This window comes from Pseudonocardia sp. Ae331_Ps2, from assembly GCF_001932405.1.
Classification (GTDB): Bacteria; Actinomycetota; Actinomycetes; order Mycobacteriales; family Pseudonocardiaceae; genus Pseudonocardia.
The window spans coordinates 5,349,347-5,372,021 of sequence record NZ_MCIM01000001.1; the positions used below are offsets into that span (position 1 = coordinate 5,349,347).

General features: G+C 74.3%; 19 protein-coding genes and 3 pseudogenes. 14 read left to right on the top strand and 8 right to left on the bottom strand.

Translation table 11 applies throughout. The annotated features are described in order from the left end of the window. Positions 1–14 precede the first annotated feature (14 nt). The 4 genes from Ae331Ps2_RS25030 to Ae331Ps2_RS25045 all read left to right on the top strand — a co-directional run bounded on the left by Ae331Ps2_RS25030 (position 15) and on the right by Ae331Ps2_RS25045 (position 4,980). Entirely contained in the window at positions 15–770 is a 756-nt protein-coding gene (locus tag Ae331Ps2_RS25030; protein ID WP_051050365.1) for an ABC transporter permease, read from the top strand. Positions 771–785: 15 nt separating this feature from the next. Then, positions 786–1,769, top strand: a complete 984-nt coding sequence (locus Ae331Ps2_RS25035; protein ID WP_369804838.1) for a heme A synthase — start codon at positions 786–788, stop codon at positions 1,767–1,769. A gap of 162 nt (positions 1,770–1,931) precedes the next feature. Next, positions 1,932–2,903 (top strand): quinone oxidoreductase, encoded by a 972-nt coding sequence (locus Ae331Ps2_RS25040; protein WP_075306131.1) that lies wholly within the window; start codon positions 1,932–1,934, stop codon positions 2,901–2,903. Between the two features lie 52 nt (positions 2,904–2,955). Further along, the gene (locus Ae331Ps2_RS25045; RefSeq protein ID WP_075306129.1) at positions 2,956–4,980 is read left to right on the top strand and encodes a prolyl oligopeptidase family serine peptidase; all 2,025 of its coding nucleotides are present in this window, start codon (positions 2,956–2,958) and stop codon (positions 4,978–4,980) included. 33 nt (positions 4,981–5,013) lie between these two features. On the opposite strand, the gene Ae331Ps2_RS25050 is transcribed toward Ae331Ps2_RS25045, so the two are convergent. After that, on the bottom strand, positions 5,014–5,934 hold the full coding sequence (locus tag Ae331Ps2_RS25050; RefSeq protein WP_233147767.1) for a heme o synthase: 921 nt from the start codon (positions 5,932–5,934) through the stop codon (positions 5,014–5,016). Positions 5,935–6,445: 511 nt separating this feature from the next. Here Ae331Ps2_RS25050 and tkt point away from each other — a divergent pair. The 9 genes and pseudogenes from tkt (at position 6,446) to Ae331Ps2_RS32750 (ending at position 17,277) form a co-directional block, all read left to right on the top strand. Continuing rightward, positions 6,446–8,566 carry a transketolase gene (tkt, locus tag Ae331Ps2_RS25055; RefSeq protein ID WP_075311729.1) on the top strand — a complete coding sequence of 707 codons (2,121 nt, stop codon included), beginning with the start codon at positions 6,446–6,448 and terminating at the stop codon, positions 8,564–8,566. 11 nt (positions 8,567–8,577) lie between these two features. After that, positions 8,578–9,687: a transaldolase gene (tal, locus tag Ae331Ps2_RS25060; RefSeq protein ID WP_043280211.1), complete on the top strand. Its 1,110-nt coding sequence runs from the start codon at positions 8,578–8,580 to the stop codon at positions 9,685–9,687. Next, complete coding sequence (locus tag Ae331Ps2_RS25065; protein ID WP_075306127.1) at positions 9,688–11,352, top strand: hypothetical protein; 1,665 nt, start codon at positions 9,688–9,690, stop codon at positions 11,350–11,352. 42 nt (positions 11,353–11,394) lie between these two features. After that, positions 11,395–12,939, top strand: coding sequence for a glucose-6-phosphate dehydrogenase (gene zwf, locus Ae331Ps2_RS25070; protein ID WP_020626160.1), 1,545 nt, complete (start codon positions 11,395–11,397; stop codon positions 12,937–12,939). Positions 12,940–12,979: 40 nt separating this feature from the next. Then, entirely contained in the window at positions 12,980–13,930 is a 951-nt protein-coding gene (opcA, locus tag Ae331Ps2_RS25075; RefSeq protein ID WP_075306125.1) for a glucose-6-phosphate dehydrogenase assembly protein OpcA, read from the top strand. Beyond that, the gene (pgl, locus tag Ae331Ps2_RS25080; protein WP_075306123.1) at positions 13,927–14,718 is read left to right on the top strand and encodes a 6-phosphogluconolactonase; all 792 of its coding nucleotides are present in this window, start codon (positions 13,927–13,929) and stop codon (positions 14,716–14,718) included. The genes opcA and pgl overlap by 4 nt, the downstream gene beginning before the upstream one ends. 77 nt (positions 14,719–14,795) lie before the next feature. Beyond that, a complete protein-coding gene (gene purT / locus Ae331Ps2_RS25085; RefSeq protein ID WP_075306121.1) occupies positions 14,796–15,995 on the top strand; it encodes a formate-dependent phosphoribosylglycinamide formyltransferase in 1,200 nt (399 codons plus the stop codon). A gap of 75 nt (positions 15,996–16,070) precedes the next feature. After that, a pseudogene (locus Ae331Ps2_RS34390) lies at positions 16,071–16,682 on the top strand (patatin-like phospholipase family protein); the annotation flags it as partial. Between the two features lie 160 nt (positions 16,683–16,842). Continuing rightward, a complete protein-coding gene (locus Ae331Ps2_RS32750; protein ID WP_198932183.1) occupies positions 16,843–17,277 on the top strand; it encodes a hypothetical protein in 435 nt (144 codons plus the stop codon). A 5-nt stretch (positions 17,278–17,282) separates the two neighbouring features. Here the strand turns inward: Ae331Ps2_RS32750 and Ae331Ps2_RS25095 are convergent, their stop codons facing one another. From Ae331Ps2_RS25095 to Ae331Ps2_RS25110, 4 genes and pseudogenes are all read right to left on the bottom strand, one after another. Then, the gene (locus Ae331Ps2_RS25095; protein ID WP_075306119.1) at positions 17,283–17,621 is read right to left on the bottom strand and encodes a P-II family nitrogen regulator; all 339 of its coding nucleotides are present in this window, start codon (positions 17,619–17,621) and stop codon (positions 17,283–17,285) included. Further along, positions 17,618–18,529: pseudogene (locus Ae331Ps2_RS25100) on the bottom strand (ammonium transporter); the annotation flags it as partial. The pseudogene Ae331Ps2_RS25100 and the gene Ae331Ps2_RS25095, both read right to left, overlap by 4 nt. Before the next feature lie 23 nt (positions 18,530–18,552). After that, positions 18,553–19,377 carry a transposase family protein gene (locus Ae331Ps2_RS25105; RefSeq protein ID WP_075329683.1) on the bottom strand — a complete coding sequence of 275 codons (825 nt, stop codon included), beginning with the start codon at positions 19,375–19,377 and terminating at the stop codon, positions 18,553–18,555. A gap of 131 nt (positions 19,378–19,508) precedes the next feature. Continuing rightward, positions 19,509–19,919, bottom strand: a pseudogene (locus Ae331Ps2_RS25110) (ammonia channel protein); the annotation flags it as partial. Between the two features lie 318 nt (positions 19,920–20,237). Between Ae331Ps2_RS25110 and Ae331Ps2_RS25115 the strand changes: the two are divergent. Next, the gene (locus Ae331Ps2_RS25115) at positions 20,238–20,660 is read left to right on the top strand and encodes a DoxX family protein (RefSeq protein WP_075306117.1); all 423 of its coding nucleotides are present in this window, start codon (positions 20,238–20,240) and stop codon (positions 20,658–20,660) included. Positions 20,661–20,729: 69 nt separating this feature from the next. Here Ae331Ps2_RS25115 and Ae331Ps2_RS25120 read toward each other — a convergent pair whose 3' ends face one another. The 3 genes from Ae331Ps2_RS25120 to secG form a co-directional block, all read right to left on the bottom strand. After that, positions 20,730–21,986, bottom strand: coding sequence for a TrpB-like pyridoxal phosphate-dependent enzyme (locus Ae331Ps2_RS25120; RefSeq protein ID WP_075306115.1), 1,257 nt, complete (start codon positions 21,984–21,986; stop codon positions 20,730–20,732). Between the two features lie 62 nt (positions 21,987–22,048). Next, complete coding sequence (locus Ae331Ps2_RS25125) at positions 22,049–22,390, bottom strand: RNA polymerase-binding protein RbpA (RefSeq protein ID WP_020627702.1); 342 nt, start codon at positions 22,388–22,390, stop codon at positions 22,049–22,051. 28 nt (positions 22,391–22,418) lie between these two features. After that, complete coding sequence (gene secG, locus Ae331Ps2_RS25130; RefSeq protein ID WP_020627703.1) at positions 22,419–22,652, bottom strand: preprotein translocase subunit SecG; 234 nt, start codon at positions 22,650–22,652, stop codon at positions 22,419–22,421. Positions 22,653–22,675: the final 23 nt, after the last annotated feature.

A 22,675-nucleotide genomic window follows, 5' to 3' on the forward strand; every position in this document is an offset into this window, starting at 1 on the left:
CGTTCCCCGACGGCATGTTCACCCCCGCGCCCGGCCGCGGACGTGCGCTGACGATGCTGCGGGCCCAGGGCGGCCTGGAGACCCGGCTCGCACTGCGCAACGCCGAACAGGTGCTGCTGACCCTGCTTATCCCGGCGGCCCTGCTGGCCGGGCTCACGCTCGTCCCGGCGGTGCCCGCCCCGGAGCCGCGGGTGGCGTGGCTGTTCGCCGCCATGCTGGCGCTGGCCGTGATGAGCTCGGCATTCACCAGCCAGGCCATCGCGCTCGGCTTCGACCGCCGCTACGGCGCGCTGCGCAGGCTCGCCGCTACGGCGCTGCCCCGCTGGCTGCTGGTGTGCGGGCGGCTGACCGCGGTCGCCGCCGTCGTCGTGATCCAGGTGGTGCTGCTCGGCGTACTCGCCGCACTGCTGGGCTGGTCCCCGGCCGGGGCCCGGCTCGACGGCGCCGCGCTGGCCGTGCTGCTCGGCGCTGCCGCGTTCGGGGCGCTGGGCATCCTGCTGGGCGGGACGCTGCGGGCGGAGATCGTGCTCGCCGTCGCCAACCTGGTGTGGTTCGCGCTGCTGCTGGCGGGCGGGATCGTGGTGCCGGTCGCGGACCTGCCGGGACCGCTGGCGGCGATCGCCCCGTGGCTCCCGTCCGGGGCGCTGGCCGAGGCGCTGCGGTCGGCGCTCGGCGCGGGCGAGTTCCCGTCGGCCGGGCCCCTGCTGGTGCTCACCGGGTGGGCCGTCGTCGCCGGGGTGGCGGCGTCGCGGCTGGTGCGCTGGACCTGAGACCCATCTTCTACGATGCGTAGTGTGCTGTCGTCGCGCGTGCCCTCCACCCCGCCGGTGCTGATGCGCCGGCTCACGATCGCGAACCTCGTCGCCCAGATCGGGATCGGGGTGACCGGATCGGTCGTGCGGGTCACCGGCTCGGGGCTCGGCTGCTCGACCTGGCCGCAGTGCGAGCCGGGCAGCATGATCCCGGTCGACCACGCCGAGATCGCGCCGCTGCACATGTGGATCGAGTTCTCCAACCGGCTGCTCGGGATCCTGGTCGTGCTGTTCGCCGGCGCCGCGCTGCTCGGGGCCCTGTTCACCCGGCCCCGCAGGCGCCGCCTCACCGCGCTCGCGCTGGCCATGCCGCTCGGCGTCGTCGCGCAGGCCGTCATCGGCGGCATCACGGTGCTCCTCGGTCTGGCCTGGTGGACGGTGATGCTGCACTTCCTCGCCTCGATGGTGCTGGTCTGGTTCTCGGTGCTGTTCGTCGGCGCGGCGACCGAGGCCGACGGCCCGGCGACCCGCACCGTGCCCGCCGCCGGGCGCGGGCTGGTGCTGTTCTCCACCGCGGTGCTCGCGGTGCTGCTCGTCGCCGGGACGCTGGTCACCGCGGCGGGTCCGCACGGCGGCGACCCGGAGACCCCGCGCCTGGACGTGCCGATCCCCGCGCTCGCGCAGCTGCACGTCGACACCCTGTTCCTCTACCTCGGGACCCTGGTCGGGCTCGGGTTCCTGCTGCGCGCGGTGTCCGCCCCGCAGGCGCTGCAGCGCCGCTTCCGGGTGCTCGTCGTGGTCGTCCTCGCCCAGGGCGCGCTCGGCGGGGTCCAGTACGCCCTCGGGGTCCCGGAGCTGCTGGTGTCACTGCACGTGCTCGGCGCCGGGCTGACCGCCGCCGCGGCCGCCTGGGTGTGGGCCGGGACCGCGACCCGGCCGGCCGCCGTCGACCCCCGCGCCACCCCGACCGGTGACCCGGCGGACACCGCCCCGGAACCCGCCGCCGCGTCGGCCTGAGCCGGCACGGGTCCGTCCGGACGACGTGCTGCGCGACCCGCTGCCGACCGACGGTCTCGTCGCGCGCACCGGGCTCGCGGCGGGCCGTCTCCCGGATGCCGCGCCGCGACGCGTGCGGGCATGATCGGGACCGGCAGCAGCGGCGAGCGACGAGGAGGACACATGCGTGCGGTACGGGTGCGGGAGCCCGGCGGGTCCGAGGTGCTGGAGGTCGTCGACACCGACGCCCCGGTCCCGGGTCCGGGCGAGGTGCTGGTGGAGGTCGCCGCGGCCGGCGTGAACTTCATCGACACCTACCAGCGCGAGGGCATCTACCCGATGCCGACGCCCTACGTCGCGGGGCTGGAGGGCGCGGGCCGGGTCACCGCGCTGGGCCCGGACGTCGACGGCGTCGCGGTCGGGGACCGGATCGCCTGGGCCAACACCCTGGGCAGCTACGCCGAGCAGGTCGCCGTGCCGTGGGCGAAGGCCGTCCCGGTGCCCGACGGCGTCGCCGACGACGTCGCGGTCGGCGCGGCGCTGCAGGGCATGACCGCGCACTTCCTGGTCACCGACTGCTTCCCGCTGCGCGGCGGGGAGACGATCCTGCTGCACGCCGCGGCCGGGGGCGTCGGGCTGCTGCTCACCCAGCTGGCCGTCGCCAAGGGCGCCCGGGTGATCGCCACGACGTCGACGCCGGAGAAGGCCGAGCTGGCCCGCGGGGCCGGCGCCGACGAGGTGATCGACTACACCGCGGTCGACGACCTGGCCGCCGCCGTCCGCGACCTCACCGGCGGCGAGGGCGTGCACGCGGCGTTCGACTCGGTCGGGCGCAGCACGTTCGACGCGAGCCTGGCCTCGGTGCGCCGTCGCGGCACGCTGGTGCTCTACGGCGCCGCGTCCGGCCCGGTCGAGCCGTTCGACCCGCAGCGGCTCAACGCGGCGGGGTCGCTGTACCTGACCCGCCCGAAGCTGTTCGACTACATCGCCACCACCGACGAGCTGCGCGCTCGCGCGGCGGCCGTGTACGGCGAGGTCGCCGCGGGCCGCCTCGACGTACGGATCGGACACCGCTACGGCCTGGCGGACGCCCGCACCGCCCACGACGACCTGCAGGGCCGCCGCACCACCGGCAAGGTGCTGCTCGTCCCCTGACGAGGCGCCACGGGGGTCGGTCCGCCGCGCGGCGTGCGGTAGAACCGACGGCGTGACCGACACCCCGTTCCACGACCTCGACGCCTACGTCGCGCTCCCCCGCCTCGGCGGGCTCACCCTGTCCCCCGACGGGCAGCGCCTGGTCACCGGCGTCGCCGAGCTCGACGCCGACGGCACCCGCTACCGGACCGCCCTGTGGGAGATCGACCCCGCGGGGGACGCCCCGGCGCGGCGGCTGACCCGGGGCGCGGCCGGCGAGTCCGGGCCGGTCTTCACCCCCGACGGCGACCTGCTGTTCCGGTCCGCCCGCCCCGACCCCGATGCCACCGGGGAGACCGAGCCGCCGACCTCGCTGTGGCGCCTCCCGGCGGCCGGGGGCGAGGCCGAGCCCGCCGGGGCGCGGCCCGGCGGGATCTCCGCGGTCGCTGTCGCCGCCGACGCGGGGACGGTCGTCGTGTCCTCCCCCACGCTGCCCGGTGCCACCACGACCGAGGAGGACGAGCAGCGCCGCAGCGCGCGCACCGAGGGCAAGGTCACCGCGATGCTGCACACCGGCTACCCGGTGCGGCACTGGGACCACGACCTCGGCCCGGCCGAGGAACGGCTGCTCCTGGCCACCCCCGGGGAGACGGACCCGTGGCGGGACCTCACCCCGGCGCCGGGCCGTGCGCTGGACGAGACCGCGTTCGACGTGTCCCCCGACGGCGGCTCGGTGGTGACCGGTTGGTACCGCGCGCACGGCCACGGCACCTGGCGGCCGGGTCTGGTCGTGGTCGACACCGCGACCGGGGAGCACCGCGGCCTCACCGACGACGACGGGCACGAGTACGCCGCGCCCCGGATCAGCCCGGACGGGCGGACCGTCGTCGCGCTGCGCGAACGCGTCTCCACCCCGGAGGTCGCGCCGCGGATCGAGCTGGTCCTGGTCCCGCTCGCCGGTGGCGCACCGCGCCCGGTGGCACCGGGCTGGGACCGGTGGCCCACCGCGGCGCGGTGGACCCGGGACGGGTCCGCGCTGGTGGTCACCGCCGACGAGAACGGCCGCGGCCCGCTGTTCCGGATCGAGCTGGGCGCGACCGGGGAGGACGACGCCGTCACCCGGCTGACCGGCGACCACGGCACCTACTCCGACCCGTGCCCGTCGCCGGACGGGCGGTGGGTCTACGCACTGCGCCACGCCTACGACGCGCCGCCCGCCCCGGTCCGGATCCCCGCCGACGGCCACGACGCCGTCCCGGAGCACCTGCCCGCACCCGCCGCGGCGCCCGCACTGCCCGGTTCGCTCACCGAACTGGAGACCACCGCCGCCGACGGCACCCGGGTCCGCGCCTGGCTGGTCCTGCCCGAAGGCGCCGACGCCGAGCACCCGGTACCGCTGCTGCTGTGGATCCACGGCGGCCCGCTGGCCAGCTGGAACGCCTGGTCGTGGCGGTGGAACCCGTGGCTGATGGCCGCACGCGGCTGGGCCGTGCTGCTCCCCGACCCGGCCCTGTCGACCGGCTACGGCCAGGACTTCGTCCAGCGCGGCTGGGGTGCCTGGGGCGGCGCGCCGTTCACCGACCTGATGGCCGCCACCGACGCCGCGACCGCCCGGCCCGACATCGACGACACCCGCACCGCGGCGATGGGCGGCTCCTTCGGCGGCTACATGGCCAACTGGGTCGCCGGGCACACTGACCGGTTCGCCGCGATCGTCACCCACGCCAGCCTGTGGGCGCTCGACCAGTTCGGGCCGACGACCGACCACGCCGAGTACTGGCTGACCGAGATGACCCCGGCGATGGCCCAGGCCAACAGCCCGCACCGGCACGCCGACGCGATCGCCACCCCGATGCTGGTGATCCACGGCGACCGCGACTACCGGGTGCCGATCGGCGAGGGGCTGCGGCTGTGGTGGGACCTGGTGTCCCGGCAGGCCGACCCGGAGGCCAACCCGCACCGGTTCCTGTATTTCCCCGACGAGAACCACTGGGTCCTCGCCCCGAACCACGCGAAGGTCTGGTACCGCACGGTGTGGGCGTTCCTGGACCACCACGTGCTGGGCACCGAGTGGGAGACCCCGGACCTGTTGCGCTGACCGGCCACCGCCCCGGCGGCTGCCGGTCCGGGCTCAGAACAGGACCGGCAGCCCCAGCGCGGCGTCGACGGCGATCGCCGCGAACAGCACGCACAGGTAGATGTTCGACAGGTGGAACAGCGGCATCGGGGAGATCTCGCCGCCCTCTTTCACCTGGTGGTGCAGCCGGTGCGCCCGGAACACGAAGTAGGCCCCGCCGAGCAGCGCCACCGCGAGGTACACCCACGACGTCACCGGCAGCAGGAGCAGGCTCCAGGCCACCATCACCCAGCTGTAGACCACGATCCGCACCGACACCGCGGGCGCGGGCGCGACGACCGGGAGCATCGGCACCCCGGCGGCGGCGTAGTCCTCGCGGTAGCGCATCGCCAGTGCCCAGAAGTGCGGCGGCGTCCAGAAGAAGATCACACCGAACATGACCAGCGCGGGCCACTCGACGGTGCCGGTCACCGCGGCCCAGCCGATCACCACCGGCATGCAGCCCGCGGCACCGCCCCACACGATGTTCTGCGAGGTCCGCCGCTTGAGCAGCATCGTGTAGACGAGCACGTAGAACGCGATCGCGGCCAGCGACAGCACGGCGGCGAGCCAGTTCGTGGTCAGGCCGAGCCACACCGAGCTCAGCGCGGCCAGGACGAGGCCGAACACCAGCGCGTTGCGGGTGGGGACCTGTCCCCGTGCCAGCGGACGGCGGGCGGTGCGCGCCATCTTCTGGTCGATGTCGGCGTCGACGACGCAGTTCAGCGCGTGCGCCGCGGCGGCGGCCATCGCGCCGCCGACCAGGGTGGCCGCGATCAGCAGCAGCGACGGCACGCCGCGCTGGGCCAGGAACATGGCGGGCACGGTGACGACGAGCAGCTGCTCGATGATCCGCGTCTTGGTGAGGCCCAGATAGGCCGCCACCGTGGCGCGGACACGGGCGAGGCGCCCGGTCGGTGCCGCCGGGACCACCACGGTCGTGGCGGGGGGCGTCGCCGCCGGCGCGGCGTCCGGTCCGGCCGGGACGTGCTCGGCCGGCACTCCGGCCTCGTCGGCCCGGCTCCGCCCTGACGCGGGTGCGCTCACCTGTTCGTACCTCGCTCGGTTCGACGTAGTGATCCCGTGCCGCGCCGCCCGAGGGGCCGCACCGGCTCGGTGCCGTGGACACCGGGTGGGTAGCCGCGGTGGCGACCTCCCTAGTTCTACAGCGCGTCGATGCTAACCGGTGGCATGCGTCGCGGGCCCGCCGGGTACACCGACCTCGGCGCCCCGGTCCGCCGAACGCCACGAGGCGCAAAGCCGCTGGCCGCGGGCGTGAGCAGTAGGGTGTTCCGGGTCGGGGCGGCGAGGATGCCGCCAGGTGGTCCGGGTCACCACGACACCCGCCGACGTCGCCGCCACCGCAGTGGCCGCGACCACCGGGCGGACCTCCGGATCCACCACCGGCAGACCGACGATCGTCGACGCGAGTACAGGAGCCATCGCCTTGTCCGAGACCGCTACGTCCCCCCACGCCGGGGACAGCGCCGTCGCCGCGCTCACCCGCGCGCACGTCCCCGACGACTGGACCGACCTCGACCGCAGGGCCGTGGACACCATCCGTGTACTGGCCGCGGACGCGGTCCAGAAGTGCGGCAGCGGACACCCCGGCACCGCGATGAGCCTGGCCCCGCTGGCGTACACGCTGTTCCAGCGCGTCATGCGCCACGACCCGGCCGACCCGGACTGGATGGGCCGCGACCGGTTCGTGCTCTCCGCGGGCCACTCCAGCCTCACCCTCTACATCCAGCTCTACCTGGCCGGATACGGCCTGGAGCGCGAGGACCTCGAGAGCCTCCGCACGTGGGGCTCGCTCACCCCGGGCCACCCGGAGTGGGGCCACACCCGCGGCGTCGAGATGACCACCGGCCCGCTGGGCCAGGGGCTGTCCTCGGCCGTCGGGATGGCGATCGCCGCCCGTCGCGAGCGCGGTCTGTTCGACCCGGACGCCCCCGAGGGGTCCTCGCCGTTCGACCACCAGATCTACGTGATCGCCTCCGACGGCGACATCGAGGAGGGCGTCACCTCCGAGGCGTCGTCGCTGGCCGGCCGCCAGGAGCTCGGCAACCTCACGGTGATCTACGACGCGAACGAGATCTCCATCGAGGACGACACCAACATCGCGTTCAACGAGGACACCGCGAAGCGGTACGAGGCCTACGGCTGGCACGTGCAGGTCGTCGAGGGCGGCGAGAACGTCACCGGCATCCTCGCCGCGCTCGAGGCCGCGAAGGCCGAGACCGGCCGTCCGTCGATCATCGTGCTCAAGACCGTGATCGGCTACCCGTCGCCGAACAAGATGAACACCGGTGCCGCGCACGGCTCGGCGCTCGGTGACGACGAGGTCCGCGAGGTCAAGAAGGTCCTCGGGTTCGACCCGGACCAGGACTTCGAGGTCGACGCCGACGTCCTCGCCCACACCCGGGCCGTCGGCGAGCGCTCCCGCGCCGCGCACGACACCTGGCAGGGCACCTTCGACGAGTGGGCGCAGCGCGAGCCGCAGCGCAAGCAGCTGCTCGACCGGCTGCTCGCGAAGGAGCTCCCCGAGGGCTGGGCGGACGCGCTGCCGCACTTCGACACCGACGAGAAGGGCCTGGCGACCCGCAAGGCCTCCGGCACCGTGCTCGGCGCGCTGGCCGAGGTGCTGCCGGAGCTGTGGGGCGGCTCGGCCGACCTCGCGGAGTCGAACAACACCACGATGAAGGGCGTCGACTCGTTCGGCCCGAAGTCGGCCTCGACCGGCATGTGGACGACCTCCCCGTACGGCCGCACGCTGCACTTCGGTGTCCGCGAGCACGCGATGGGCGCGGTCCTCAACGGCATCGCCCTGCACGGCCCGACCCGCGCCTACGGCGGCACCTTCCTGGTGTTCTCCGACTACATGCGCCCGGCGGTCCGCCTCGCCGCCCTGATGAAGACCAACCCGATCTACGTGTGGACGCACGACTCGATCGGTCTGGGCGAGGACGGCCCGACCCACCAGCCGATCGAGCACCTGGCCGCGCTGCGCGCGATCCCGGGCCTGTCGGTGGTCCGCCCCGGTGACGCCAACGAGACCGTCTACGCCTGGAAGGCGGCGCTGGAGCGCCCGTCGGACGGGCCGATCGGGTTCGCGCTGACCCGCCAGAACGTGCCGACCCTGCCGGGCACCTCCGCCGAGGGTGTCGCGCGCGGCGGCTACGTGCTGTCCGACGCCTCGACCGGCGTCCCGCAGGTCGTGATCGTCGCCACCGGCTCCGAGCTGCACCTCGCGGTCGAGGCGCGGAAGAAGCTGGAGGCCGACGGCGTCGGTACCCGTGTGGTGTCCATGCCGTGCGTCGAGTGGTTCGACGCCCAGGACGAGGCCTACCGCGAGTCGGTCCTGCCGTCCGCGGTGCGGGCCAGGGTCTCGGTCGAGGCCGGGATCGCGATGCCGTGGCGCGCCGTCGTCGGCGACGCTGGGCGATCGGTGTCCATCGAGCACTTCGGCGCCAGCGCCGATGCCGCCACCCTGTTCGAGAAGTTCGGCTTCACCGCCGACACCGTCGCCGACGCCGCGCGGGAGACCCTCGCCGCGACGACGGCGTGAAGGGAGCGAACGTGAGCAACGACCGACTGGCCGCACTCTCCGCGGCCGGAGTCTCCATCTGGCTCGACGACCTGTCCCGCGAACGGCTGACCTCGGGCAACCTGGCCGAGCTCATCGAGGACAAGCACGTCGTCGGGGTCACCACCAACCCGACGATCTTCGCGGGCGCGCTGTCCGACGGCGCCGCCTACGACGCGCAGGTCCGCGAGCTCGCCGCCCGGGGCGCCGACGTCGACACCGCGATCCGCGAGATCACCGTCGCCGACGTGCAGCAGGCCTGCGACGTGTTCTCCGGCGTCTTCGAGCGCACCGGCGGCGTCGACGGCCGGGTCTCCCTGGAGGTGGACCCGCGGCTGGCGCACGACACCGAGGGCACCGCCGCCCAGGCGAGCGAGCTGTCCAAGGCCGTCGACCGGCCGAACCTGCTGGTGAAGATCCCGGCGACCGAGGAGGGCCTGCCGGCCATCACCCGGGCGACCGCCGAGGGCATCAGCGTGAACGTGACGCTGATCTTCTCCGTCGAGCGCTACAAGCTCGTGATGGACGCCTACCTGACCGGCCTGGAGCAGGCCCTGGAGAACGGCCAGGACCTGTCCCGGATCCACTCGGTCGGCTCGTTCTTCGTGTCCCGTGTGGACTCCGAGATCGACAAGCGGCTCGAGGCGATCGGCGGCGAGCAGGCGCTCGGTCTGCGCGGGAAGGCGGCCGTCGCGAACTCGCGGCTGGCCTACGCCGCCTACCGCGACGCGTTCTCCGGCGCCCGCTGGGACGCCCTCGCCGCGAAGGGTGCGCACGCCCAGCGCCCGCTGTGGGCCTCGACCGGGGTGAAGAACCCCGACTACCCGGACACGCTGTACGTGTCCGAGCTGGTCGTGGACAACACCGTCAACACGATGCCGGAGAAGACCCTGCTGGCCTTCGCCGACCACGGCGAGGTGAACGGGGACAAGGTCACCGACACCGCCGGGGCGTCCCAGCAGGTCTTCACCGACCTGGAGGGCCAGGGCATCGACCTCGACGACGTGTTCCTCACCCTGGAGAACGAGGGCGTCGAGAAGTTCGAGAAGTCCTGGACCGAGCTGCAGGACACCGTCCGCGGCCAGCTCGACTCCGCGAAGTAGTTGGACGAGGTCACTCCCGGTGGCGACGGGGCCGACCTCGGCTCCGCCGCCACCGGCGGCCCGGCCGTACCCGCACCCTCCCCGGTGCGGGTGCGGCTCGCCGGTGAGCCGTTCGCCGGGGCGGCCCGGCGGATCGCCGCCGAGCTGGCCGGCGACACCGTCGCCTCCCGGCTCGCCGACGGCGACCCCAGCGTCTGGGGGCCCCGCGCGGCGGGTGCCCCGCCCCGCACCGGCTGGGCCGGGCTCGCCACCCGCAGCCGGCCACTCGTCGGCCAGGTCGCCGCGCTGCGCGAGCGGTTCGCCGTCGCCGGTGCGCACCGGGTGCTGCTCGTCGGCACGCCCGACGCGGTCGCCGCGGCCCGGGTGGTCGCCGGGACCGCCCCGGACGGGACCCGGCTGACCGCGCTGGACTCCGCGGACCCCGTGCAGGTCGCGGAGGCGCTGTCCGGGGAGCTCGCCGAGACCGTCCTCGTCGTCGCCGACGCGGCGGGCACCGACCCGGTGGTCGCGGCCGTCACCCGGGTGGTCGCCGCCGCGATCGCCGAGGAGGTCGGCGCACAGGCACTCGCCGCGCGCACCGTGCACCTGACCGAGCCCGGCTCGCCGCTGGACGTCCCCGCCGACCCCGGTCCGGTCGTGGTCACCCTCGACGCCGACGTGCCCGGCCGTTTCGGCGTACTGGGACCGCTCGGGCTGGTCCCCGCGGGGCTCGCCGGAGCGGACGTGCCCGCCGTCCTGGGCGACGCCGTCGCCGCCGAGCGCGCACTGGCCGCCGACGACCCGGACAACCCGGCGCTGCTGCTGGCCGGTGCGCTCGTCGCGGGCCGCGGCTCGCTGCTCGCCCTGCGCGACGTCGAGCGCTCCCCCGCCCTGACCGGCTGGCTGGCCCCGCTGCTCACCGCCGCCGGGCTCACCGTCGTGCCGGTGCCGCCCGACGAGCCGGTCGGCGCGGGCCCCGGCCCCCGCGAGCCCACCGCTCCCGCGGGCGTCGTGGACGTGCACGCCGACGGCACCGGGCCGCGGCCAGGGCCGGGCCACGGCGCGGTGCGGCTCGACGCCGGACCGGGGGCCGCGGTCGTGCTGTGGCAGGCCGCCGCGGCGCTGGCCGGGCGGGTGCTCGACACCGACCCGTTCGCGCCCGCCCCACCCGCGCCCGCCGACGGCACCGACCCCGCGCCGTCGTTCGTCGACGGCGGGATCGCGGTGCACGCCGGGGACTGGCTGCCGGCCGGCACCCGCACCGTCGCCGGTGCGCTCGACGCGCTGGCCGCCGTCGCCGACGGGGCCCCGGCGGTCGTCTCGGCCTGGCTGGACCCGGAGTCCGACGCCTCGGTCTCGGTGCTGCGCGGGCCACTGGTGGCCCGGCTCGGGCTGCCCGTCGCGTTCGGCTGGGCCCCGGCCTGCCGCAGCGGCGACACCGGTGCACCGGACGTCGCGGTGCACTGTCACCTGACCGGGGACGGACCCGGCGGTGATCTTCCGGGATCCGTCGGCGCGGGCGCCTCGCCGCCCGGCCCGGGACTGGATAGCCTGCACGCGGCACAGGCCCGGGCGGTCATCGACGACCAGCGACGCCGGGGACGTCCGGTGCTGCGGCTGCACCTGACCGACCGGCTCGCCGGGCTGGTCACCCTGGCCAGGGCCGTCACATCGACAGAGCCGTGACCCGGTGTCCCGATCACGAGAACACCAGTACTAGGAGGGGCGATGCCCACCGCGAACGGCGGACGGACCAACCCGCTGCGCGACCCCCGTGACAAGCGGCTCCCCCGGATCGCCGGCCCCTGCGGACTGGTGATCTTCGGAGTGACGGGGGACCTGTCACGCAAGAAGCTCATGCCCGCGATCTACGACCTCGCCAACCGGGGGCTGCTGCCGCCGGGCTTCGCCCTGACCGGTTTCGCCCGGCGCGACTGGGACAACGAGGACTTCGGCCAGGTCGTCTACGAGGCCGTGCGCGAGCACGCCCGCACCCCGTTCCGGCAGGAGGTGTGGGACCACCTCGCCGAGGGGCTGCGGTTCGTCCAGGGCTCCTTCGACGACGACGCCGCCTTCGACGAGCTGGAGCGCACCGTGCGCGAGCTCGACGAGAAGCGCGGCACCGGCGGCAACCACGCGTTCTACCTGTCGATCCCGCCGGGCGCGTTCCCGGTGGTCTGCAAGCAGCTCGCCCGCTCCGGACTGTCCGCCCAGGAGGACCCGGACGTCTGGCGGCGGGTCGTCATCGAGAAGCCGTTCGGCCACGACCTGACCTCGGCCATCGAGCTCAACGCCATCGTCAACGACGTCTTCCCCGAGGACTCGGTGTTCCGCATCGACCACTACCTCGGCAAGGAGACCGTCCAGAACGTGCTGGCGCTGCGGTTCGCCAACCAGCTGTTCGAGCCGATCTGGAACGCCAACTACGTCGACCACGTCCAGATCACCATGGCCGAGGACATCGGCCTGGGCGGTCGCGCCGGCTACTACGACGGCATCGGCGCGGCCCGCGACGTCATCCAGAACCACCTGCTGCAGCTGCTCGCGTTCACCGCGATGGAGGAGCCGACGTCGTTCTCCTCCGACGAGCTGCGCGCGGAGAAGATCAAGGTCCTCAAGGCGGTCAAGCTCGCGCACCCGCTCGACGCCACTACCGCCCGCGGCCAGTACGAGGGCGGCTGGCAGGGCGGCGAGCAGGTGCCGGGGCTGAAGGAGGAGGAGGGCTTCAACCCGGAGTCCACCACGGAGACCTTCGCCGCGATCACCTGCGAGGTCGAGAACCGCCGCTGGGCCGGGGTGCCGTTCTACCTGCGCACCGGCAAGCGCCTGGGCCGGCGCGTCACCGAGATCGCGGTGGTGTTCAAGCGTGCGCCGCACCTGCCGTTCGACGCGACGATGACCGAGGAACTGGGGCAGAACGCCCTGGTCATCCGGGTGCAGCCGGACGAGGGCGTCACCATGCGGTTCGGGTCGAAGGTGCCGGGCAGCCAGATGGAGGTCCGCGACGTCACGATGGACTTCGGCTACGGCAACGCGTTCACCGAGGCGTCCCCGGAGGCCTACGAGCGCCTCATCCTCGACGTGCTGCTCGGCGAGCCGTCGCTGTTCCCGGTGAACGAGGAGGTCGAGCGGTCGTGGGAGATCCTGGACCCGGTGCTGGAGCACTGGGCCGCCGACGAGCGCGGCCCGGACTCCTACCCCGCGGGGTCCTGGGGTCCGACCTCGGCCGAGGAGATGCTCGCCCGCACCGGACGCCACTGGAGGCGGCCGTGAGCGGACCGACGGCAGTCGCGGAGAAGACGGAGACCCCATCGTGATCATCGATCTCCCGTCGAGCACCACCTCGGCGGTCAACCGCAAGCTCGTCGAGCTCCGCGAGTCCGGCGGCGTGTTCGCGCTGGGCCGGGTGCTGACCCTGGTCGTGCTGACCGAGGACGGCCCGGAGCTGGAGCGGGCCGTGGACGCCGCGAACACGGCCAGCCGCGAGCACCCCTGCCGGGTGATCGTGCTGGCCCGCGGGCAGCGCCGGGCCTCGCCGCGGCTCGACGCCCAGATCCGGGTCGGCGGCGACGCCGGCGCCAGCGAGGTCATCGTGCTCCGCGGCTACGGCCCCCTGGCCGACGCGGACGCCGGCGCCGGGATGGTCATGCCGCTGCTGCTGCCCGACGCGCCGGTCGTCGCGTGGTGGCCGAACGAGGCACCGGCCTCGCCGTCGGAGGACGCGGTGGGCCGCCTCGCGCAGCGCCGCATCACCGACGCGCTCTCGGCGAAGAACCCGGTGAAGGCCTTCGAGGCACGCCGCAAGGACTACGCCCCGGGCGACACCGACCTGACCTGGACCCGCCTCACCCAGTGGCGGGCCCAGCTGGCCGCGGCGCTGGACGTGCCGCCGTTCGAGGGCATCACGTCGGCGGTCGTCGCCGGGGAGGCGGTGTCGCCGTCCACCGAGCTGATCGCGGGCTGGCTCGCCGCGTGCCTGGGCGTGAAGGTGAAGCGTTCGCCGTCGGAGAAGGACAACGGGCTCGCCCTGGTCCGGCTGACGCGCCCCTCCGGTGACGTCGAGCTGGCCCGCCCGGACGGCAAGACCGCCCGGCTGAGCCAGCCCGGGCAGCCGGAGCGCCTCATCGCGCTGGCGCGCCGGCAGGTGTCGGACTGCCTCGCCGAGGAGCTGCGCAGGCTCGACCCGGACGAGGTGTACGCCGAGGCCCTCGCCGGGGTGTCGAAGGTGACCCGCGGCCGCACCCCGCTGAAGGTGCGCGCGTGAGCGCCACGTCGCAGGTCCGGGTCGCGGTGCACCCGGACAAGGACACCCTCGCCGCGGCGACCGCGGCCCGGCTGGTCACCGCGCTGGTGGATCTGCAGGCCGCGGGCACCGTGCCACGGCTGGTGCTCACCGGCGGCGGGGTCGGGATCGCGCTGTTGCGCGACGTCGCCGCCTCCCCGGCGCGCGACGCCGTCGACTGGGACCGGGTGGAGCTGTTCTGGGGCGACGAGCGCTTCGTCCCCGCCGACGACCCCGAGCGCAACGACCGCCAGGCCCGCGAGGCGCTGCTCGACGCGCTCCCGCTGGACCCGGCCCGGGTGCACCCGATGCCCGCGGCCCCGCCCGGCGGCGGCACCCGCGAGGACGCGCTGGCCGCCGCGGCCGACTACGCGCGGCTGCTCGACGACCTGGCGGGCCCCGACGACGACGGCATCCCGGCGTTCGACGTGACCCTGGTCGGGATGGGCGAGGAGGGCCACACCCTGTCGGTGTTCCCCGACTCCCCCGCCGTGCACGAGCAGGCGGCGACGGTCGTCGCGGTGTTCGACTGCCCGAAGCCGCCGCCGACCCGGATCTCGCTGACCCTGGCCGCGGCGCGCCGCTCCCGCGAGGTGTGGGTGGTCGCCGCCGGGTCGGGCAAGGCACCGGCCGTCGCGGGTGCGCTCACCGGCACACCGGAGACCGAGCTGCCGGTCGGCGGGGCCCGCGGCACCGTCACGACCCGCTGGCTGCTCGACACCGAGGCGGCCGCGGAGCTGCCCGACGGGTTCGTCGCCCGGGTGTCCTGACCACCGCCCGGGCGCGGATGTGAGATGCCGCGCCCGGGCGGGGTGCCGCAGGTGGACCTGCGGTTAGGGTCCCCGTCATGCGTATCGGCACCCCGCTCGGCCCGGACCCCACCCGCGTGCTGCTGCTCGGCTCGGGTGAGCTGGGCAAGGAGGTCGCGATCGCGTTCCAGCGCCTGGGTGTGGAGGTCGTCGCCGTCGACCGCTACCCGCACGCACCCGCGCACCAGGTGGCGCACCGCTGGCACGCGATCGACATGACCGACCCGGTGACGCTGGCGACGCTCATCGAGCAGGAGGCGCCCGATCTCGTCATCCCCGAGATCGAGGCCATCGCCACCGGTGCGCTGCTGGAGATCGAGGCGGCCGGGACGACCGTGGTGCCGACGGCACGGGCCGCGAAGCTGACCATGGACCGCGAGGGCATCCGGCGCCTCGCCGCCGAGGAGCTGGGGCTGCCCACCTCCCCCTACGTCTTCGCCGACACTCTCGACGAGGTCCGCGACGCCGTCGCCACGGTCGGGCTGCCGTGCGTGCTCAAGCCGGTGATGTCGTCGTCGGGCAAGGGGCAGTCGGTCCTGAAGAGCGCCGACGACGCCGAGGCCGCCTGGGAGCAGGCCCGCACCGGCGCCCGGGTGTCGAACCCGCGGGTGATCGTCGAGGGCTTCGTCGAGTTCGACTACGAAATCACCCAGCTCACCGTCCGGCACGCCGGCGGCACCGCGTTCTGCGAGCCGATCGGGCACCGCCAGGAGTCCGGCGACTACGTCGAGTCCTGGCAGCCCCAGCCCATGTCCGACGCCGCGCTGGCCGCCGCCCGCGACGTCTCCGCCCGGATCACCGAGGCACTCGGTGGGTGGGGGCTGTTCGGGGTGGAGCTGTTCGTCCGGGAGGGCCGCGACGGGAGCGGGGACACCGTGCTGTTCTCCGAGGTCAGCCCGCGCCCGCACGACACCGGCCTGGTCACCCTGGCGACCCAGCGGCTCTCGGAGTTCGAGCTGCACGCCCGCGCCGTGCTGGGCCTGCCGGTGGACACCGCACTGCGCTCCCCGGGTGCGTCGGCGGTGGTCTACGGCGGCAAGGACATGGACGCCCCCGCCTACGAGGGCGTCGCCGAGGCGCTCGCGGTCGAGGGGGCGGACCTGCGGCTGTTCGGCAAGCCCACCGCGACCGAGCGGCGCCGGATGGGCGTCGCGGTCGCCCACGCCGACGACGTCGACACCGCCCGGGAGCGCGCGACCCGCGCCGCCGGTCACGTCCGGCCGGTGCCGCGGGGCTGACGGCGGGTCCCCGCCGTCGCCCTGGGGAGGGGCCACCGCGGGTAGCCTGGCGGGGTGGCTCGGACCGGACTCGTCGTGGCCGGCGCCGGGGCGCGCGGGGCCTACGAGGCGGGTGCGCTGACCGAGCTCCTTCCGCGGATGGCAAGGACGTGGTCGGCGCCGTCGGTGCTGGTCGGCACGAGCGCGGGTGCGCTGAACGTGGCCGCGCTCGCCGGGCTGGCCGATGTCGCCCCGGACGCCGCGGCCGCCGAGCTCGTCGCCCGCTGGTCCTCGGTGCGCACCGACGAGGTGGTGGCGCTGCCGTCGTCGGCGGTGGAGGCGACCGCGGCCTACCTCGGTGACCTCGCCGGGGTCCCGTCGTGGCTGCGCAGGCTGCTGCTGGTGCCGGACCGAGTGACCCGGCTCCTGGACGCCGACCGGCTGCGCCCGGTGGTGGACCGGGTCGTCGACTGGGACCGGCTGCACGACGCCGTCGCCCGCGGCCGGGTCGACGCCGTCGGCGTGGCGTGCACCGCGGCCGGGACCGGCGGGACCACGGTGTTCGTCGAACGTGGGCCGGACGTGGCGCTGCCGCCATACGACCCGGGGCGCGACATCCGCTACGTCGACGCCCGGCTGGGCCCCGACCACCTGCTCGCCTCGGCCGCGGTGCCGGTGCTGTTCGCCCCGCGCCGCATCGAGGGGGAGGCGGCCGGCTGGTACCTCGACGGCGGGGTCCGGCTCAACACCCCGCTGAAGCCCGCGCTGCGCCTGGGCGCCGACTGGGTCGGGGTCGTCGCGACGACACCCGACGTGCCGTTCGGCGCGTCCGCCGCAGCGCTGTCCCCCCGCCGACCGGGTGCCCGACGTGTACGCGGTCGCCGCGCTGGCGCTGCGCATCGTGCTGGGCGCCGGGGTGACCGAGGACCTGCGGACCCTGCGCGCGGTCAACGCGCTGGTCGAGCGCGGCGAGGACCGGCGGCACCGCCGGATCGCGACCTGGTTCGCCGGGCCGCCCGCCGACCGGGCCACCGAGCTGGCGGAGCTGGCCGACGCGGTGCGCCGCCGCGAGTACGGCGGGCTGCGCGCGCTGCGGAACCCGTCGCTGGCCGTGCTGGAACGGCTGGTCGGCGGCGCGGTGCCGGACGCCGACACCACCCACGGCGCGGAGCTGCTCAGCTTCCTGTTCTTCGACCCGGCGTTCGCCGCCGCGGCGGCGGAGCTGGGTGCGGCGCACGCGGCGGGCACCGCACCCGCGGGCGGGGTCGCGCGTCGCCGGACGGCCCGCCCGGCGACGCGCTGACCGGCTCAGACGGCGTCGCTGCCGCGTTCGCCCGTGCGGACCCGCACGATGGTCTCGACCGGCTGCACCCAGATCTTCCCGTCGCCGATCTTGCCCGTGCGCGCCGCCTCGGCGACGGCGTCGACGACCTTGTCGACGAGGTCGTCGTCGACGACGGTCTCGATGCGCACCTTGGGCACGTAGTCCACCGAGTACTCCGCGCCGCGGTAGATCTCGGTGTGCCCCTTCTGCCTGCCGTGCCCGCGGACCTCCCCGACGGTCAGCCCGAGCACGCCGAGGCGTTCGAGCGTGGCGCGGACGTCCTCCAGCGCGAACGGCTTGACGATGGCGGTCACGAGCTTCATCGGGTCTCCCCCACGGGTTCGCGGGTGGCCGGCGTCGCGGGGCGCGAGGCCCCGGCGAGCGCGCGGGTGCCCAGCGACGAGAAGTCGTAGGCGGTCTCGGCGTGCTCGGTCTCGTCGATGCCGGTGGCCTCGTTCTCCTCGTCGATGCGGAACCCGATGGTCACCTTGATCAGGTAACCGAGGACCAGCGCGACGACGAAGGAGTACAGCAGCACGGCGCCCGCGGCGAGTGCCTGACGGCCCAGCTGGACCAATCCACCGCCGTAGAACAGGCCGTTGTCGCCGGCGGCGGCGGAGTTGACGCTGTTGTCGCCGAAGAAGCCGATGAGCAGGGTGCCCACGATGCCGCCGACGAGGTGGACGCCGACGACGTCGAGGGAGTCGTCGAGGCCGAACCGGAACTTCAGCCCGACGGCCAGCGCGCACACCGCACCGGCAATGAGCCCGATGGCCAGCGCCCCGACCGGCCGCACGAACCCGCAGGCCGGGGTGATCGCGACCAGCCCGGCGACGGCCCCCGAGGCCGCACCGAGGGTGGTGGGACGCCCGTCGCGGAACTGCTCCACGAGCAGCCACCCGATCAGCGCGGTGGCGGTGGCGAGCATGGTGTTGGTGAACGCCGTCGCGGCGAGGTCACCGGCGGCGAGCGCGGAACCGGCGTTGAAGCCGAACCACCCGAACCACAGCAGCGCCATGCCCAGCAGCACGAAGGGCAGGTTGTGCGGGCGCATCGGCTCGCGCGGCCAGCCGCGCCGCTTGCCGAGCACGATCGCCAGCGCGAGCGCCGCGGCACCGGCGTTGATGTGCACCGCGGTGCCGCCGGCGAAGTCCTCGGCCTTGAGGGTGTTGGCGATCCAGCCGCCGACGTTGTCCGGGCCGGTGAACCCGTCGAAGGCGAACACCCAGTGAGGTGTTCTCAGTAGCGGGTTGATCATGTCGTGCGGTCGTACTCGGTGTGGAGTAGTACGAGCGCAGCTGCGGTGATCGCGCCGGTGCGCCAGGGACATAGCGTGACTCGCCGCAACGCGGCGAAGGTGGTCTTGAGCAGGGCGTTTCCGCGTTCGGCCAGAGCACGAAGGGCTGAGTGCAGGGTGTTGACGGTGCGCTGGTTGACCGTCTGCCCGCGGCCGGGGACGGGTTTGATGGGCACGGTGAGCCGGTCGGCTTCGCCTTCGTAGCCGAGGTCGCCCAGCGCGGCGTGGGTGTCGTCGGTGAACGCGGCCAGGCCCTCGAGCAGCCCGGGGTGGGTACGGGCGCAGCGGGTGTCGTGCTCGCGGCCCGGCCGCACGTCGCTGGTCCATAGCGGCCATCCATCAGGTGCGGTGAGGACCTGGATGTTCCCGCCGTGGCGGCGGTGCTTGCCCGACCACCACAGGTCGACCCCGGGGGTGAGGCCGAGCGCGCGGCACCGGTCGGTGGCGATCAGGGTGCCGTCGAGATTCACGTGGGTGTGCCCGGCTGTGCGGGCGGCGAGCAGGGCTCCGTGCAGGCCGGGTGCGGCCGCGGCGAGGACGTCGATGCCTTCGTGCAGGTAACGGTAGGCCGTTGCAGTGCTGATCGCGTTGTCACCGGCCAAACATCGGACCCGGGTAGCATCACAGAACCAGCGGATCACCAGCACTGCCTGGGCGAACGGGGTCAACGCCCGCCGCCGGGTGCCACGTCGACGGCGTTGAAGGACCAGGAGCCGCGCCAGATAGGCCACGGTGCGCTCCCCGATCGGGAGGACAGCGGTGTAGGTGACAGGATCAGACATGCAGGACCTCGGTGACGGTGTCGATCTGTGCTGGACCGAACCGATCTACCGGGGTCCTGCCCCGTTCCCGCTCATCTCACCACCCTCGGCGTGTCGCCACAACCTCCCACCCCGCTACTGAGAACACCTCAGTGCGCGACCGGGAAGTACACGATGGTCACCCAGAGCACGACGAAGGCGGTCCAGCCCCAGAACTTCGTGCGGTCCGCGACGGCGCCGGAGATCAGGGCCGGGGTGATGACCGCGAACATGAGCTGGAACATCACGAACGCCAGCGCGGGCAGAGCGTCGGGCCCCGGCCACGGGGCCGAGTCGCTGCCGACGCCGACCATCGCGCCGACGGTGTTCGCCAGCCCGGCGAACTCGCCGACGCCGAGGAGGCCGCCGCCCACGTCGTTGCCGAAGGCCCAGCTGTAGCCGTACAGCGCCCACAGGACGCTGACCACGGCCAGACAGATGGTGCTCATCATCAGCATGTTGAGCACGGACTTGCTGCGGGTCATCCCGCCGTAGAAGAACGCCAGTCCCGGCGTCATCAACATCACCAGCGCGGCGCTGACCAGCACCCACGCGGTGTCTCCCGCATTCACGCCCACGCGTCCTCCGTCGTCGCAGTTCCCCGACCCCGGCAGGGATCGTTCGCCCGCGGTGTTTCGTGGAGCAACCATGCGTGGTTTCCGATGGGTGTCGGGTCCGGGCACCCGGCGCGGGGCACGCAGACGCCGCCCATGCGACACACGGCACCGACGGCACGGACCGGACCGGGGGCAGGACCGGACCGATGAGTTCCGGCGCGGGGTGCGGTCTCCCCCTTACGGCGGCGGCCCCGGCCCGGGGCCGCACCATCGAGGGAGACCGTCATGACCGCCATCCGCACCGAGTCCGCGTCCACCACCGCCCGTCCCCGCCGGCCGCGCGCCGTCACCGTGGGCCTGTGGGTGCTGCAGGTGCTGCTCGCCGGGATCTTCGTCATGGCCGCCGTGCCGAAGATCGGAGCCGATCCGGTCGCGGTCGCCGGCTTCGACCTGCTGGGGCTGGGGACGGCCGGGATGGTCGTCGTCGGGTGGCTGGAGCTGGCGGGCGCGGTGGCGCTGCTCGTCCCGCGGCTGTGCGGGCTCGCCGCGGCCTGCCAGGTGGTGCTGATGGTGGGGGCCACCGCGGTCACCGTGGTGCTGATGCCCGCGATGGTCGCCTTCCCGGCGCTGACCCTGGTGGCGGTGTGCGTGGTCGCGTGGGCCCGCCGCCACGACACCGCGGCCCTGGTCGGTGGCCTGCGCCGCTGACCGCCCGCACGGTGACGGCCCGGCACTCCCGCCACGGGGGTGCCGGGCCGTCGTCACGTGCCCGGGGGCTCAGCCCATCTCGTCGAGCCGGCCGTGGGTGTAGTCGTCGTAGGCGGCGAGGTCGAGGAAGCCGTGGCCGCAGTAGTTGAAGAGGATCACCTTCTCCTCCCCGGTCTCCTTCGCGGCGAGCGCCTCGTCGACGGTGGCGGCGATGGCGTGCCCGCACTCCGGCGCCGGGATCTTGCCCTCGGCGCGCGCGAACTGGATGGCGGCCTCGAACACCTTGCCCTGCGGGTAGGCGACGGCCTCCATCCGCTCGTCCTTGACCAGCGACGACACCAGCGGCGAGTCACCGTGGTAGCGCAGACCGCCGGCGTGGATCGACGGCGGCACGAAGTCGTGGCCCAGGGTGTACATCGGCATGAGCGGGGTGAGACCCGCGGTGTCGCCGAAGTCGTAGTCGTAGCGGCCCTGGGTCAGCGTCGGGCAGGACAGCGGCTCGACGGCGAGCAGCCGCACGCCGGGGTCCGGCACGAACGGGAAGGAGATGCCGCCCAGGTTGGACCCGCCGCCGCAGGGCGCGATGACGACGTCGGGCAGCCGCTCCCCCGCCAGCGCCAGCTGTTCCTTGGCCTCCAGACCGATCACGGTCTGGTGGAGCAGCACGTGGTTGAGCACCGAGCCGAGTGCGTAGTGGGTGTCGGAGCGGCCGACGCAGTCGCGGACCGCGTCGGAGATGGCCGAGCCCAGTGAGCCGGGCTGGTCGGGCTCGTCGACCGGGGACGGCACGACCTCCCCGCCCCAGGTCTCGATCGCGATCCGCCGGTAGGGCTTCTGCCCGTAGGACGCTCGCACCATGTAGACCTTCAGGTCCAGGTCGAACTGGGCGGACGCGAACGCCAGCGCGGTCCCCCACTGGCCGGCGCCGGTCTCGGTGGTGAGCCGGGTGGTGCCCTCCCGGGCGTTGTAGAACGCCTGGGCCACCGCCGTGTTCGTCTTGTGGCTGCCCGAGGGCGAGATCGACTCGTCCTTGAAGTAGATGCGCGCCGGGGTGCCCAGCGCCTTCTCCAGGCGGGTCGCGCGGACCAGCGGCGTGGGCCGCCAGAGCCTCAGGATGTCGAGGACCTCACCGGGGACGTCGATCCACGGCTCCGCGCTGGCCTCCTGCTCGATCAGGGCGGCCGGGAACAGCGGAGCCAGGTCGTCCGGGACCACCGGCTCTCGGGTCCCGGGGTGCAGGGGCGGCTGCGGCGGCGTCGGCAGGTGCGGCACGACGTTGAACCACGCCGAGGGGATCCGGTCCGGGGGCAGCGTCCAGCGGCTCATGACCACCGAATCTAACCGGAACGTGTGCCCGGTCACGACCCGGGCGGGCCGCGGGTTCGGGGTCAGAGCTCCCGGGACGCCCGCAGCCGGCCGAGGGCCTCCTCGAGGATGGCCTCCCCGTCGGCGTCGCTGCGCCGCTCCTTCACGTACGCCAGGTGCGTCTTGTACGGCTCGGTGCGGGGCGCGGCGGGCGGGTTCTCCGCGTCGCGCCCGCCCGGCAGCCCGCAGCGCGGGCAGTCCCAGGTCTCGGGGACCTCGGCCTCCGCGGCGAACCAGGTGTTGTTGACGTGCCCGTTCGCGCAGTAGAAGGGGATGCGCTCGCGCGGGGCGGTCTCGCCCCGCTCGTTCTCGCCCATCGGGCCCGCACCGACCCGGGTACCGCGGATCGCGTTGCCGCCTGCCATGTCCCGCTCCCTCTCGTCCGTCCGACCGTCAGCCGGTGGCCAGCAGCAGGCCGTTGCCGACCACCGCGATGAGCCAGATGAGGCCGACGAAGACCGTGTAGCGAGCGATGTTGCGGTCCGCCGCCGCCGAGCCGGACAGGCTCGACTGCACGCCGCCACCGAAGAGGCTGGTCAGACCACCACCCTTGCTGCGCTGCAGCAGGACCATCGCGATCAGCAGGAGGCTGGTCACGATCAGGATGATCTGGAGGGTCAGGATCACGTGCGCTTCCCCATCAGTGGTCG

What these genes read in the sequence shown, in the direction of transcription:
- Ae331Ps2_RS25115 (WP_075306117.1), top strand. Translation starts at nt 20,238, where the DNA reads ATGACCGCCATCCGCACCGAGTCCGCGTCCACCACCGCCCGTCCCCGC.
- Ae331Ps2_RS25040 (WP_075306131.1), top strand. Translation starts at nt 1,932, where the DNA reads ATGCGTGCGGTACGGGTGCGGGAGCCCGGCGGGTCCGAGGTGCTGGAG.
- purT (WP_075306121.1), top strand. Translation starts at nt 14,796, where the DNA reads ATGCGTATCGGCACCCCGCTCGGCCCGGACCCCACCCGCGTGCTGCTG.
- Ae331Ps2_RS25030 (WP_051050365.1), top strand. Translation starts at nt 15, where the DNA reads ATGTTCACCCCCGCGCCCGGCCGCGGACGTGCGCTGACGATGCTGCGG.
- Ae331Ps2_RS25095 (WP_075306119.1), bottom strand. Translation starts at nt 17,621, where the DNA reads ATGAAGCTCGTGACCGCCATCGTCAAGCCGTTCGCGCTGGAGGACGTC.
- Ae331Ps2_RS25035 (WP_369804838.1), top strand. Translation starts at nt 786, where the DNA reads ATGCGTAGTGTGCTGTCGTCGCGCGTGCCCTCCACCCCGCCGGTGCTG.
- Ae331Ps2_RS25105 (WP_075329683.1), bottom strand. Translation starts at nt 19,377, where the DNA reads ATGTCTGATCCTGTCACCTACACCGCTGTCCTCCCGATCGGGGAGCGC.
- Ae331Ps2_RS25125 (WP_020627702.1), bottom strand. Translation starts at nt 22,390, where the DNA reads ATGGCAGGCGGCAACGCGATCCGCGGTACCCGGGTCGGTGCGGGCCCG.
- zwf (WP_020626160.1), top strand. Translation starts at nt 11,395, where the DNA reads ATGCCCACCGCGAACGGCGGACGGACCAACCCGCTGCGCGACCCCCGT.
- Ae331Ps2_RS25120 (WP_075306115.1), bottom strand. Translation starts at nt 21,986, where the DNA reads ATGAGCCGCTGGACGCTGCCCCCGGACCGGATCCCCTCGGCGTGGTTC.